11 protein-coding genes are annotated in these 13,586 nt (G+C 56.8%); 8 read left to right on the forward strand and 3 right to left on the reverse strand.

Going from position 1 to position 13,586, the window contains the following annotated elements; genetic code table 11:
• The first annotated feature begins 360 nt into the window (after positions 1 to 360).
• From repA to repC, 3 genes are all read left to right on the forward strand, one after another.
• Positions 361 to 1,560, forward strand: coding sequence for a plasmid partitioning protein RepA (gene repA, locus RBB32_RS19745; RefSeq protein ID WP_306155277.1), 1,200 nt, complete (start codon positions 361 to 363; stop codon positions 1,558 to 1,560).
• Complete coding sequence (repB, locus tag RBB32_RS19750) at positions 1,560 to 2,528, forward strand: plasmid partitioning protein RepB (RefSeq protein WP_306155279.1); 969 nt, start codon at positions 1,560 to 1,562, stop codon at positions 2,526 to 2,528. The genes repA and repB overlap by 1 nt, the downstream gene beginning before the upstream one ends.
• 238 nt (positions 2,529 to 2,766) lie before the next feature.
• Complete coding sequence (gene repC, locus RBB32_RS19755) at positions 2,767 to 3,822, forward strand: plasmid replication protein RepC (RefSeq protein WP_306155282.1); 1,056 nt, start codon at positions 2,767 to 2,769, stop codon at positions 3,820 to 3,822.
• 229 nt (positions 3,823 to 4,051) lie between these two features.
• Here the strand turns inward: repC and RBB32_RS19760 are convergent, their stop codons facing one another.
• Positions 4,052 to 5,260, reverse strand: a complete 1,209-nt coding sequence (locus RBB32_RS19760) for a Fic family protein (protein ID WP_306155301.1) — start codon at positions 5,258 to 5,260, stop codon at positions 4,052 to 4,054.
• A gap of 317 nt (positions 5,261 to 5,577) precedes the next feature.
• Between RBB32_RS19760 and RBB32_RS19765 the strand changes: the two genes are divergently transcribed.
• From RBB32_RS19765 to RBB32_RS19780, 4 genes are all read left to right on the forward strand, one after another.
• The gene (locus RBB32_RS19765; protein WP_306155284.1) at positions 5,578 to 6,042 is read left to right on the forward strand and encodes a hypothetical protein; all 465 of its coding nucleotides are present in this window, start codon (positions 5,578 to 5,580) and stop codon (positions 6,040 to 6,042) included.
• 46 nt (positions 6,043 to 6,088) lie between these two features.
• Complete coding sequence (locus RBB32_RS19770; protein ID WP_306155286.1) at positions 6,089 to 7,027, forward strand: ArdC family protein; 939 nt, start codon at positions 6,089 to 6,091, stop codon at positions 7,025 to 7,027.
• A gap of 247 nt (positions 7,028 to 7,274) precedes the next feature.
• On the forward strand, positions 7,275 to 8,357 hold the full coding sequence (locus tag RBB32_RS19775) for an AraC family transcriptional regulator (protein WP_371931090.1): 1,083 nt from the start codon (positions 7,275 to 7,277) through the stop codon (positions 8,355 to 8,357).
• A 96-nt stretch (positions 8,358 to 8,453) separates the two neighbouring features.
• Positions 8,454 to 9,653: a serine hydrolase gene (locus tag RBB32_RS19780; RefSeq protein ID WP_306155293.1), complete on the forward strand. Its 1,200-nt coding sequence runs from the start codon at positions 8,454 to 8,456 to the stop codon at positions 9,651 to 9,653.
• A gap of 418 nt (positions 9,654 to 10,071) precedes the next feature.
• Here RBB32_RS19780 and RBB32_RS19785 read toward each other — a convergent pair whose 3' ends face one another.
• The gene (locus RBB32_RS19785) at positions 10,072 to 11,001 is read right to left on the reverse strand and encodes a LysR family transcriptional regulator (protein WP_306155295.1); all 930 of its coding nucleotides are present in this window, start codon (positions 10,999 to 11,001) and stop codon (positions 10,072 to 10,074) included.
• 103 nt (positions 11,002 to 11,104) lie between these two features.
• Here RBB32_RS19785 and RBB32_RS19790 point away from each other — a divergent pair, with 103 nt between their 5' ends.
• Positions 11,105 to 11,824 carry a putative quinol monooxygenase gene (locus RBB32_RS19790; RefSeq protein WP_165810150.1) on the forward strand — a complete coding sequence of 240 codons (720 nt, stop codon included), beginning with the start codon at positions 11,105 to 11,107 and terminating at the stop codon, positions 11,822 to 11,824.
• A gap of 457 nt (positions 11,825 to 12,281) precedes the next feature.
• Here RBB32_RS19790 and RBB32_RS19795 read toward each other — a convergent pair whose 3' ends face one another.
• Entirely contained in the window at positions 12,282 to 13,301 is a 1,020-nt protein-coding gene (locus tag RBB32_RS19795; RefSeq protein WP_306155299.1) for an IS110 family transposase, read from the reverse strand.
• Positions 13,302 to 13,586 lie beyond the last annotated feature (285 nt).

The raw sequence follows: 13,586 nt of genomic DNA on the forward strand, positions 1-13,586 counted from the left end.
ATCCGCCATCGCAACGGAACCTGTTGTCGTCCAAAAATTTGAAGAATCATTCGGTTCGCACTGGTTCAAGGTACCATTGACCAATAATGCCTGGTCTGTTTCTCAGCAGGTAAGGTTCCCTTTTTTGAAGAAGCACTCCATTAGATCGAGTTTTTAATTATCAATTTCAATATCTTAACCAAGATCCGGCAGCTTGATTGAAATTGGTGCTGTGGATAACTTTTCCACTACATCTAGATTCTTCTTGCCGGACTCGCTGGATCGTGGCATTCCCATTCTGACGGTAAATTGCGTCAGACGCGTTGTGCGTCGTCAAAATGATCAAGAGCCTTAACAGAGGCCATGAGCGGGCGGTAGGATATGGATGATCGTAACGTTGGATATGCGCAAGGCATAGGCTCTTCTGACATCGGCACGTTTGCCGACAATCTGGCCGAGTCCTTGGATCGGCAGATGAAGATCGCCTTCGAACCCGAAGAGCGGAAAGCCTTGCGGCGTTTCAGCTCGACCGAAGTCGCCGGTCTCCTGCGCGTAAGCACGTCTAACCTGCGCAACCGGCACAAGGACGGTAGCTTCCCGGAAGTGCATACTGATAACCGCGGGCACCGGTTCTACACAGCCCAAGAAGTGGACGAATTGCGCAATATCTTGGAGCGCACGGGAAAGAATGCCGAATCTTATCGGCCAGGTCGACGCGATGGCGACCGACTTCAGGTGCTATCTGTCGTCAATTTCAAAGGTGGTTCGTCGAAAACAACAACGACGATACATCTTGCACAGCGGTACGCCTTGCGCGGCTACCGTGTTTTGGTCTTGGATCTCGATCCGCAAGCAAGTTTGACCACATTTTTCGGCTTTCGGCCCGAACTCGAGTTCGCCGAAGGCGGAACAATCTATGATGCTCTGAGATATGAGGATCAGGTCCCGCTCTCCGACGTGATCCAAAAGACTTACTTTCACAAGCTCGACATGGTTCCGGCCGGCTTAATGCTCTCGGAATACGAAACCGAGACAGCAAACGCGCTCGCCCGTCGGATGCAGCCCATTTTTGCGGAGCGCCTCGCCTTGGCACTCGAGGAGGTAGAGGCAAATTACGACATCGTACTGATCGACTGCCCTCCTCAACTCGGCTTTCTGACTCTCACGGCATTGGCGGCCTCTACAGGGCTCCTGGTGACGGTCGTGCCAGGCATGCTGGATATCGCTTCTATGAGCCAATTCCTGAAACTTGCGTCAGAAACGGTAAAGGCCGTTGAAGAAGCGATTGGACGCCGTGTGACATGGGATTTCGTCAAATTCCTGATCACAAGATATGAGCCGTCAGATGGGCCACAGACCCAAATGGCTGGCTACCTGAGATCAATTCTCGCCGGCCAGGTCATGACTGAACCCATGCTGAAGTCTACCGCAATCTCTGACGCCGGAATGACCCAGCAGACCGTCTATGAAGTTGATCCCGGCCAGTTCATCAGGAAAACGATTGATCGCGCTCTGACCAGCGTGAACGGCGTTGCCGATGAACTGGAGCAGACGATCCAAATGGCATGGGGGCGTCGCTGATGGCCAGAAACATTTTCAACCAACCTCCGAAGGACGAAAAAGAGAGCGCGGCTCCCTCCCCTACCCTGCAAAAAACTGCAAAGCTACCCGGCTCTGTTGGCGGTTTGCGGGACTCCTTGCGCGAAATCACGGCCAATTCGATCCGGGACATCGAACCCGATCAGATTGACATGGATGGCCTTCGCGATCGGTTGGTGCTGGAAGATACGAGTATCGACGAGCTTGCCGAGAGCATTCGCAAGCATGGCCAACAAGTGCCGATCATGGTCCGCCCATCGGGCCAACCCGACAGATACCGCATCATCTACGGCCGCCGTAGACTGGCAGCGATCCGCAAGATCGGAGGAACGGTCAAGGCAATCGTTCGCACATTGGACGACGACGCCTCGCTTATTGCACAGGGTCAAGAGAACAACCTTCGACTTGATCCGTCTTTCATCGAAAAATCTTTGTTTATCAGGGAGATGCAGGAAATTGGGTACAAACCAGGCGTCATTCAGGATGCTTTGGGGTTAACCCGGCAAGGTGTGTCCAACCACCGGGTCGTTATCGATCAACTGCCTGATGGGCTTGTTCAGCTTATCGGGCCGGCACATGGCATCGGAAGACGGCAGTGGGGTGATTTAGCGGCCCTATCGGGAAAGGTAGACTTGGTGAATTCGGCCAAAGAGGTGATCGCCGCCCTGCCCGACGACACTCCAAGCCCCGAGAGATTTCAGGCGGTCTATTCTGCTTGCTCGCACAAGGCGCGTGCAGACAAAAAACCGACCAATCGCGGCGTGGCGTCCGTCGTCAAGAATGAGAGCGGCGACACTGTCGGAACGCTGACAGTCGATCAGAAAGCGATCGCCATCAAGATCGCCAAAAAGGACAACCCGGAATTCGGCCAGTGGCTCGAGGAGCGTGCAGAAGCCGCGCTTTTGCAACTCTTCGATACTTGGCGGAATGAGAGCGGCTCTGGGTCTTAACCCGAGCCACATAGAGGAACCCGAGCAAAGGAGAAAAGCGAAGACCAGAAAGAAAAGAGCCCCCCAAAGTTTCCCCTGGAGAGCCCTCATCATTCGATTAGCACCCATGATGTAGCAACCTCCAGCAAACCGGTCAAGAGTCACCGATTCGGTGAACCGATTTTTGTTGCCTTTTCCCAGATAAAATCTTGGGAGGAGACAGGGAAGCTGTGGGCCAAACGGTCATCGTGATCAAATCATGGCATTTACAAAACTATCAATCGAGGCTGCTGGTGCAGATGCATCATGCGGCTCAACTCCCGCATCTGAAATCGATATCTGGACCATCTTCCGGGCCCTGAGAGACGCGCGCAGCGTGTTCGGGCTTCGCCCTGGCCACATCCAGACCCTTCAAGCAATGCTCAGCTTTTTGAAACCTGGCCACGGCGAAACGGTTTTTGCGTCGAACAATTCAATCTGCCAACGAGTTGGCGGCATCGACGAACGGACACTTCGCAGGCACATCAACCGCTTCATCGAACTCGGATTCATCAAGCGCAATGACAGCTCGAACCGAAAGCGCTACCGCGTTCGCTCATCCGACGGGGAGTGCATCAGTTATGGATTGTCGCTTGCACCCCTGCTCCAACGTGCGAGCGAGCTCATCACCATCGCGCAAGAAATGGAGAATAACCGGCGGGATCGGATATTTGTCCGCAAACAGATCCTCACAAAGCTCGCCCATTTGGAAGAGCATGATCCCAACAACACGTTCATCAACCACGCACGAAAAACTCTACGCAGGAAGCTAAGCCTCCCCGAATACCGCGCACTGCTCTCCGACACGGACGCAGAATGCCAGAGTTTATCCACCCCGGATGATCCACCAGAAACAATGCAACTGCCCGCCAATGACGGACAATCTGTCCGGCATCAATCTAAGTCTGATGAAGGAAAAAAAGATTTAGATAGCAACGTAGGCAAAGAAGCACTGAAACCAGAACTACTAACTTCGGTCTGTGACCAGGCGACCGCATTCGCCACAGAAAAGCTTCGAGATTGGATGGACATCGAGGCTCACGCTCGAAATCTTGCTCCAATGATGGGAATACACCCAGAAACGTTCGAGAAAGCAAAGAAGACTGTAGGAACGCAGAAAGCATCATGCGCGATTTTCATCATGCTACAGCTAGGACAACACATCAGGGATTTTGGAGCCTACTTTCACAGTATCACTCTGGGCCAACGTCAAACCCAATTTGATCCGGTCTCTCTGATTAAGCGCTTGTCCAAAACGAACGAGAGTATCGCCTAGTGTCCACCGCGGTGGACGTCAGACCGGAAACCACGCTTATGACCGCGCCATCTCTCCGAGCACCACAAAGGGGTCAACCCGAGGCCCGCCCACGCGATGATGTGCGATCCTTCAGCTTGCCTCGGAACAGAAGATGTCCACCGCGGTGGACAAACTGGACACCAAGCGGGCACAGTGGTTCCCGCCGCCAATCGTTGCAGGATACGATCAGTGTTCTCTCGTTGTAATTCTAGCGCTCCGCCGGCAGGTCACCTTCACCAAAAAGGTTTGGAAAGAGCCGCTCTCGATAGTCCAATGGAAACGCCAACCGCACCGGAGTCTTCGGAGATGCGGAGGTCAGGTATCCGGCGGCAGTCAGTTTACTCAGTGTGTTGCGAGCCGTACGCTCGGACGTCTTGAGCACAACTTGCGCGTCGCCTCGTTCCAGTGCGCCATGCCGAAGTACCGCCGAGATCAGTTCCGGCGCACGTTTGTCATCCATGGTATCTGCAACAAGACGACGATACCGTTGGTCCAACCCGCCGAGATCGAACAATCTTGCTGAGAAGGTGATCTGGTCGAGCGTCACCTTTAGGAACCATCCACTGAACGTCTTCAGTGCCGCTTCTGACAGGTTCCCCCGTCCGTCGCGGTCTCCGCGGCGTGGGCTGTCGGCCAGATCCATCATCCGTTTGTACTCGCCCCGATCGGTTAGCCCGCGGGCCAGCCCACGTGATACGGACCAGAGCCCTTGACCGCCAATCCCCGCTGTGAGGGCCATGGCATGAGACATCAGTCTGCTGACGCGCCCGTTACCATCCGGGAAAGGGTGGATGTAGTTCAGCCGGTGATGTGCAGAGGCGACTGCGATGATCCGTCCGCTTGAAGACCGCGCGGCAATTTGAAACCGTTTGTCGAAGTGGTCCATGAACGCCGCGACGCGCGATGAAGAGGGGGGTAGGTGCCGCCCGACCACAACTTCTCGATCACTGTCTTGGCGCATGCGTCCCGGAACGATGGGTTCTTGCGTGCCGTCGGGATGTTCGATGACCCGAAACTCGTCAGGCATCTCGTCATAGAAGCTCTTATGGACCCAAGTCAGGAATTCGACGGATGTGGGGCGGGGCAGGGTCCCCTCGTGATGCATCTCGTCGATGGCCCGTTGAACGATGACGTGCGCCCGGGCTTCAAGGGCGAGAGGGCGGGTTTCTTCCTCAAGCTCGGCGCCCGCCAATGCCTTTTCGATGTCGCGGGGGCGCGTGTTGTGTCCTTCGATCAGGTTGGAATAGTAGCAGTTCATCACGCGGACGAGATCGGCGAGCTCGGCTGCGCTGTCAGGATGCAGGCCTTGTCCCAGCCCGGTGGCTTCCCTTTGGATGTCGACCGAAAGGTCTGCCAATTCTGTAGGAATATGCTCTTCGAAGAAGCAGGGTTCGATCCTGGCGGGTGTTTCCAGCATTTTTTGCCGATCTTCTATGTTAACAAAGTAATTGATAAATATACACATTTTGGCGTCGCAGGCAAGGTTTTGCCGATATCTGTTGCCGATCTTGCCTGCCGATCTGAATTTGCTGTTCCAAATCAAGGGCTTCTGGAGACGGCCCAGTATTGAGCCGTTTGTTGAGGACCTATTGGTTTTTAAGAAGGACAGGGTCCGTACCCGGAAAAAGTGAAAGTGTTCTTCGGGTTTTGTGACTGACGGATGAGGGTCTTTGGGGTCCCTCAGATGGGTCCGGGCCGGGTTCCGGTCTGTCGTACCGGATGAAGGGCATTCCCATGCAAACAGGTGTCTTGCGTGTGCTCCGCGCAACCGCAGCCTCGTGGTGGCGGCATAGAGAGCTGCGCCGAACTGGTCAGACGGCGCTGGCACAGCAGCTCGAGCGAAAAGCCGTTCTCCGCGATCTCGGCTATCTGAAGCAGGCGGCGTCATTGCCAAACGCGCATGTGATCTGCGGGGAGGGCGGGACATTCATCCATCTCGGCTGGACCACCGTTTCGACCTTCGCGCCGATCGAGCGCTTTCCCTTGGCCACTCTTGCGGTCGCACGAGGCACCCCGTTCATCGATATCCGACCCGTCACCGATGTCATCGCCTTCGCGAACCTGCCGCGGGTGGCGCGGGACGGATCGGAAAACCATGACCATTCGGATGCAAGCAGGGCTGTCTTGCTGACCACCTGCATCGACACCGTCGAAGGGCTCGGCGCGAGGATCCTCAACGATCCGCGGCCCCGTCAGTAAGTCTGATCACCATTTCCTCTCACCAAAACTCGAAAGGAGGCCAGCCATGGCCCGATCCCGCACGACCAAATTCGATGCCTCCGAGGTCATCACGAATGAAATCATCCGCATCATAGAGCGCGGCGTCCTGCCGTGGCGCAAGCCATGGACCGCAGGCGGCAGCTCTCGACCCTTGCGCGTCGGCGGTGAGCCCTACCAAGGGGTCAACAACTTCCTGCTGACCATGCGCACCGTGATGGCGGGCCATAGCTCGCCCTTCTGGATGACGCTGCCGCAGGCCAATGCCTTGGACGCGAAGGTCCGCAAAGGCGAGAAGTCCTCTGTCGTTGTCTACTACGGCCGAAGCCGGAAAGACGCCGGCGATGAGGATAACCGCAGCGACGGGGATGATCGCTCCGAGGAGGCTCGCATTTTCCGCTTCCAGAAATCCTACCGCGTTTTCAATGCCTGCCAGATCGAGGGCTTGCCCGACAGCTTCTTCCCCGACCCGGTGCCCGTGCCCGAGCATCCGCCGTCCGAGCCCATCCCGCACATGCAGGCGTTTTTCGATGCCATCGACATCACAACCGTCTTCACGGGCACGGAGGCGTACTATTTGCCGCCCGTGGACAAGGTTTACATGCCATCCATCACGCGGTTCCAGGACCCGCGCAATTTCTACGGAGTCTGGGCCCATGAACTGGCCCATGCCACGAAAGCCCCGCATCGACTGAACCGCGATTTCGGGTTCTCGAAGTTTGGCAACACGTCCTATGCGCGCGAGGAGATCGTCGCGGAATTGACCTCGGCGTTCCTGGGTCAGACGCTCGGCTTCACGGCGCATACGCTCGAGATGAATGCCGCCTACCTCCACAACTGGTTGCGGGTCCTGCGCTCGGACAAGAACGCGATCTTCAAGCACGCCGCCGATGCGCAACGTGCCTGCGACTACCTGATCGCCAGATCGGAGGCGGGCAGGGCAGGGGAGGGCGCCCAGGCCGCTTGATTGCCCATCCGGTAAAATGGAAAAGCGATCTTGACGTCTCTGAGGTCAATAGCTGTTTTGAAACACTGCGCGTGCAGCGAAAAGCACCATCGGCGGGGAGCGGTCATTCGCTGCGGCTTGAACCAATGTCGGCATTGTAGAGCCTCACACGCCGGGGGGACAACGCGCTCGATCAGAACCTACGCCAGATCGCGACCGTGTCGGCGCGTCCCCACCAACACGTTCATTTCTCTACGACCAATGCCCGATGTCTACCTCGCCAATATCGTGTTACATTGAGAATGGAACCACGAGGAGGAGCGGGGTTTTGCTGGAACATGCACTTGTTTTGGATTCGTTAGGGGCGCCGATCAGGCACCGGCAGAAAACCCATTCAGCTGATTGGGACGAAGTGGAGGACTTCTGCCGGTCGGTCTATATGCGATATCGGGTGCGGCCTTTGGATCGCTTGTCCCTGCCGGATGCGACCATGATTTCGGCGAAGGCGGGCTGTGTGACCATGACCCGGTTTGCCTACGGCACCGGCATTCACCTTGACCGTTTCGATCCTGATGCCGGAAACATCCTTGTTCTTAACACCCTGCGCGGGGCATTGGATCATCAAACCGATGGTGGCTCTATTGCAACCGCTGCCGGGGAAAGCTTTGTCGTAGATTGCTCCCGAGCCGAATACTGGCTTGAGGGTGATCCCGACCATATGCAGCTGAACCTCACGATCCCGCATCAGGCGATGGTTGATACGGCCGAGAGGTGGTTCGGTTTCGTGCCGGATGACCGCCTGTGGACGAGCCGTGTCAAGATCGGCGGCCCCAACTCAGCCTGGCCCGCGCTTCTCGATTATGCCACCCGTGCCTTAACGCGCGCGGGCGAAGTCTCATCCGACGCAGTCTTGGTGCGGCATATCGAAGAGATGCTTTGCGTCGAACTTCTGCGACAGTGGGCATCGGCCGCTGGGTTGAGCCTTGAGACCGGGGCCCGCTGTGCAGCCCCCGGTTACGTTCGCGCGGCCGAGGAGATCATGGAAGCCGAAGCGCGCGAAGCACCTTCAATCGGCGATGTGGCCAAGCGTGTCGGCGTTTCTGCAAGGACACTGTCCGGCGGATTTCAGAAGTTTCGAGGTATTTCGCCTCGGGCATTCCTCGTGGCGCGGCGGCTTGACGGCTTTCGCCGGGATCTTGAAACTTTGCCAGCCAATGTGACCGTCACCGTGATCGCCGCAGACTGGGGCTTTTCGAACTTCGGCGCTCTGGCCGGCCGGTATCGAGAAAGGTTCGGAGAAACGCCGTCGCAGACGCGTGGTCGGGTCGCACGACGCGTCCGCCCGCACTGACTTCGTTTCCGAAATCGGACAGAACATACCGGTTGCGAACAGCGCGGCCGATCAGTGTTCCGCATTCTTCTCTTCACATCTTCAAGGGAGGAACCAATGAAGGGCATCAACCCAAACGATCTGAAAATCCGGTGTGACGCCGTTCTGAACGGACTGGGCACCGGTCCGTCGCGTGTGCCCGGGGTTGTCGCGATGGCAACGGACCGCAATGGCGATATCTACGCCGGCGCGGCCGGAGAGCGGCGGCTGGACGGCGACGCAATGACGGAGGACACGGTCTTCGCCATCTTCTCGACCACCAAGGCAATCGCTGGCACCACAGCCCTGCAATGTGTCGAGGAGGGTTTGTTGGACCTCGATGCGCCTGCGAAAAACTACGCCCCGGCCATCGGTGAGTTGAAGGTGATCGACGGGTTCGACGCGGACGGCACCCCCAGACTGCGCGCCCCCAAAAGTGATGTCACGACCCGCCAACTGATGCTGCACACGGCCGGTTTTGGCTATGATTTCTTTAACGAGACCTATAAGCGCCTCGCCGAAGAGCAGGGCCAGCCCTCTGTCGTCACCGGCAGCCGCGCCTGCATCGAAACCCCGCTGCTATTCGATCCGGGCACGAAGTGGGAATACGGCACGAACATCGACTGGGTCGGACAGGTCGTCGAAGGCATCCGCGGCAAACGCCTGGGCGAGGTTATGAAAGAGAGGATCTTCGACCAGCTCGGCATGCAGGATATCGCCTTTACCCGGACGCCCGACATGAAGGAGCGGACCGCGACCATCCACGCGCGGGGCGAGGATGGCGGGCTGACCCCGATGGACGACTTCGCACTACCTGATGACCCTGAGGTCCACATGGGCGGCCACGGTCTCTACGCGACTGTGCCGGAATACATGAAGTTTATCCGCATGTGGTTGAACGACGGTGCCGGTCCGAACGGGCGGGTCCTGAAACCCGAAACCGTCGAATGGGCCGTGCAGGGCGCACTTGTCCCACCGCAGAAAGTCACCATGCTGCCCGGCGTCATTCCCTCGCTTTCGAATGATGCAGAGTTCTTTCCGGGCATACCCAAGGACTGGTCCTACACCTTCATGGTCAACACCGAAGACGCGTCCACCGGGCGCCCGGCCGGCGCCATCGGCTGGGCCGGGCTGGCGAACAGCTACTATTGGATAGATCGAAAGAATGGGATCGGCGGCTACTGGGCAACGCAGATCCTGCCGTTCGCAGATGGGGTCTCCTTTCCAGGGTATATGGATTTCGAGAGCGCGGTCTACGCGGCCCTCTCGGGGCAATAACGGCATTTTCCTGCTATGCCGAAGGGCGGGGCGCAGGCGCGCCCCGTCCGACTTGCCGGTTTTCACGCCTTAGATAGGTTATGAGATAAAGAAGCCATTGGACGGGTTTGGACCGAACGTCCGCTAAGGGCCGATTGTGTTGAAAAAGTCGGTGTGCTGCGAAGAAGTAGCAAATCTGCAGAACATCCTCCCGCGAAAGCTCCGTCGCTCAAACACAGTTTGCCCAAGGGCGACATGCGGGAACGCTGTTCCAAAATTTTGAGGCGATTTTCAGGTTGCAGAGTTTTTCAACAGAATCGGCCGGGAGCGACGGCCAAAGTCCAACCCGAACGAGCGTTCCCGCCGCGCTGCCGCAGGTCCGCTTCGAGCCCAAAGTGACGAATGCTGCACTATGGGCGAATGTCGGTTACCGACCTCACTACGCTGGCGTGCGCGTCATCTCACGGATCAGGTCATTTGTCTCTGGTCTCGTCGTTTGGTGCCGATATCGAAGAGCCAAAACAGTTCTTGATATTTCAAGACCATCGAAGGGTTTCGACACAAGGCCCATGTCCGAAGGAATTGCGGTGGCTGGCAGGATCACCGCACCTGACCCTTGCCGCGCGAGTTCAACTAACCAATCCACGCGATTTGACCGATAGGCCGCGTAGAGTTCGTGACCATGATCCGCGCAGGTCCCATGCAAAGCATCCCGCATTTCGCAATTTAGTCGGTCAAGCATATCAGTTCCAGCAAGAGTCGAAAGAGGAATCGCATTTAGTTCAGACAACGGGTGCGACTTTGACACCACGACCTTGTAATCCTCTTCATAGAGACGGTCTATGCGATAGAGGTCTTCACTGACCTTCTCTGCGCTGACTACAACGTCAAATTCACAATCCCGCAACCCGGCAAGAAGCTCAGAGGATGACGCAACGATCAATTCGATTTCGGCTTGCGGCAATCGCGTACGAGTGCGCTCCATAGCAGCCGAAATTCTGTTGTGGCCAATCGTTTCGCCGACACCGACAGAGATTGGAACCCGCTCCAAGCGCACATGACGGATCGCTTCTGCCTTAGCCTGTAGCGTCTCATCGTGAACCTTCCGCAACCTTGGCTGCATGAGTTTTCCGAGGGCGGTAAGCCTGCATCCCGCACGGTCTCTGACAAACAGTTCACCTCCAAGCTCGTCTTCAAGTTTCTTGATCGCAGTCGTCAAGGAAGGTTGGGAGACATTGGCGGCACTGGCTGCGTGGGTAAAGTTTCGGTGCTCGCAGACAGCGAGAAAATACCTGATCTGGTTCATTTCCATCGCCGCATTCTCCGTCACATCCCTGTTCAGGCCATCAAACCAACTACGATAGCCCATGTCTATCAAAGAATAGAATTTCGGAATTGGAGTCCGACGCATCCGGCATGAGACAAGAGTGCATCGAAACCAACCACGATGCACTTCAAACCGGGAGACGACCATGAAAACGCAAGTCCTTCAGGCATTCGCCGCACTGGCTCTGATCACAACTTCTGCAACTGCACAGGACAACCCGATGGAAAATCATACTGCCAGCTACATCGCCATGCCCGCCGCCGAAGGCCAGACCGAAGCCTTCGCGGAGTTTCTGGCTGGTGCCGCACCGATCGTGCGAGAAACAGAGCCGGGCACCGTACTTTGGTTTGCTCTGCAAGCCGACGATACGCTCGCAATCTTTGACATCTTCGCAGATGAAGAAGCACGCGACGCTCATTTCTCAGGAGCGGTTGCTGCGGCTTTGAACCAAAACGCGGACGCGCTGGTCGACGGAGGATGGGACGACGGTGTTGTCGCGAATATCAACAACTCCGATGTCCTGTCGGTAAAGGCGCCGGTTGATCTCTACACGGCAACGACCGCAACTTACATCAAGCTCGAAGCTGCTCCAGGTAAAGGCCCCGAATTGGCAGCCTTGCTGACCGCCGCCGGCCCCATCGTCGCAGATACCGAACCCAAGACATTGTTCTGGGCGGCGCTGCAGATTGACGAGAACAACTTTGCCATCTTCGACATCTTTGCCGACAACTCTGGCCGCGAAGCGCACTTTGCCGGACAAGTCGCCGGACTCCTGAATGAAAAGGCTCCAGAATTGGTCTCTGGCGGATGGGATGACGGTGTGTTGGCAAACGTCCACAATTTCGACATCCTCGCTACTAAGTAATCTCGAGGTGACTTGAGAAAGAAGTGCCCGGTGCAACCCATCGGGCGCTTTGCCATTTGAATTTGGATTCACCCCATAGCGGCCGTTCGAGCAAGCGCAGCGAACTGGTGCTCTGTCCGCTCTGCCGACCTTCACCCTCCGAAAATGCTGCGCGATGGACGAATGACCGGTTCGACGAAGCTGCGCCGCAGCGCCCGGCTAAGAAGCGAACGGCATGTGTGGATGGCTCCTGCATTGCAAGAGATTTCTGTAATCGCGATGGTCTGTCAGTACAGTCGTGTGTCCGGCCTGTTTGTGTGGCTATTGCCACTGGCCCTGATGAGTTCCGCAAGCAAGGTTCCTATCGGCTCAACGACCTCTGGGGGCCGCGACATTCGTCGGAGTGTCCTTGCTTTTGGTTGACTTCGTTTCGCATCATCACATCAAGCGTCTTGCATCTCTTGGCAGGTTGATCCGATCAGGCGACCGGCTGCCGGTACTCCTCTCGTTTTGTCAGTAGCGCCCAGATGATCCGGGCGGATTTGTTTGCCATGGCAACGGTCGCGAGCCGGAATGGCTTCTCGGCCAGTATCTTGGCAGTCCAAGTATCGGCTTTCTCTGGCTTGTTCTTTGCCATCAGCGCCCGTGATGTCATTCCGACGATCAACAGCTTTCTGATATACCGGTCACCCTTCTTGGTGATCCGCCCAAGACGTTCCTTTCCACCACTCGACTTATTCAGGGGTGTCAGCCCCAGCCACGCCGCCAGATCCCGTCCGGTCCTGAACTGTTTTGCATCTCCGATGGTTGCAACGATGGCAGACGCCGTGATCGGGCCAATCCCGGGCATACGCATCAGCCGCCGGGCATCGGCGTCCAGCCATGCATGTTGCTCGATCAGTTTGGTCAGCCCATCGATACGCGCATTGAGGCTATTCAGCTGATGGCACATCACTCCGAGAATGCCGTCTGCGATCTCAGGCATTTCCAGCTGGTCGTCGGTCCCATGCTCTCGGGCAAACTTCGACACGGCCTCGACGCCCGTCGGCAGAATGTGCCCGAACTCCCTCAGGATACTGCGGATCATGTTCACAACCTGGGTGCGCTGGCGCACGACAAGATCCCGGACACGATGGATGGCAAGAACAGCTTGCTGATCTTCTGATTTGATCTCGACAAATCGCATGGTGGGGCGACGCACGGCTTCACAGATCGCTTCAGCATCTGCCGCATCTGTCTTGCCGCGCTTCACATAGGGTTTGACGTAGGCGGCAGGCATGAGCCGAACATCATGGCCCAACTTACGGAGCTCGCGGCCCCAATGATGTGCAGAACCACAGGCTTCCATGCCGACCACACATCTCGGCAAGGTCTCGAAGAATGCCAGAAGCTTCGCCCGCTTGATCTTCTTATTGATGATCTTGCGTCCGGTGGCGGAAACGCAGTGTACTTGGAAAACGTCCTTGGCCAAATCCAGGCCCACGGTCTTTACTGTCATTGGGTGGCTCCTTTCCTTGCAGTCGATGACAACTGCACTTTGGCACGTTCGATGCCGATGGAGCAGGAGCCATCCACCTCATCCGCAACGGGCCGAAAGCTCCATTCTGACAGGCAGATGCAGAGGTCTTCGGAGTGTGCCGAGCTGAATTTCTGAACTGTTCTGGACAGGTAGGGTTTGATGTCGCCTAGTGGCTGAGCGGAAAAGAAAAAGATGCCGTAATGGGGCTTTCGGCGAATCGAGCACGTTTCGCTTGTTTGTCAGCATGATCTGAAGTGCCGTTGC

The organism is Roseovarius sp. MMSF_3281, from assembly GCF_030733685.1.
GTDB lineage: Bacteria > Pseudomonadota > Alphaproteobacteria > Rhodobacterales > Rhodobacteraceae > Roseovarius.

Excerpts from the sequence above, each read along its gene's own strand:
- repA (WP_306155277.1), top strand. The coding sequence starts at position 361 with ATGGATGATCGTAACGTTGGATATGCGCAAGGCATAGGCTCTTCTGAC.
- repB (WP_306155279.1), top strand. The coding sequence starts at position 1,560 with ATGGCCAGAAACATTTTCAACCAACCTCCGAAGGACGAAAAAGAGAGC.
- repC (WP_306155282.1), top strand. The coding sequence starts at position 2,767 with ATGGCATTTACAAAACTATCAATCGAGGCTGCTGGTGCAGATGCATCA.
- RBB32_RS19760 (WP_306155301.1), bottom strand. The coding sequence starts at position 5,260 with ATGCTGGAAACACCCGCCAGGATCGAACCCTGCTTCTTCGAAGAGCAT.
- RBB32_RS19765 (WP_306155284.1), top strand. The coding sequence starts at position 5,578 with ATGCAAACAGGTGTCTTGCGTGTGCTCCGCGCAACCGCAGCCTCGTGG.
- RBB32_RS19770 (WP_306155286.1), top strand. The coding sequence starts at position 6,089 with ATGGCCCGATCCCGCACGACCAAATTCGATGCCTCCGAGGTCATCACG.
- RBB32_RS19775 (WP_371931090.1), top strand. The coding sequence starts at position 7,275 with ATGTCTACCTCGCCAATATCGTGTTACATTGAGAATGGAACCACGAGG.
- RBB32_RS19780 (WP_306155293.1), top strand. The coding sequence starts at position 8,454 with ATGAAGGGCATCAACCCAAACGATCTGAAAATCCGGTGTGACGCCGTT.
- RBB32_RS19785 (WP_306155295.1), bottom strand. The coding sequence starts at position 11,001 with ATGGGCTATCGTAGTTGGTTTGATGGCCTGAACAGGGATGTGACGGAG.
- RBB32_RS19790 (WP_165810150.1), top strand. The coding sequence starts at position 11,105 with ATGAAAACGCAAGTCCTTCAGGCATTCGCCGCACTGGCTCTGATCACA.
- RBB32_RS19795 (WP_306155299.1), bottom strand. The coding sequence starts at position 13,301 with ATGACAGTAAAGACCGTGGGCCTGGATTTGGCCAAGGACGTTTTCCAA.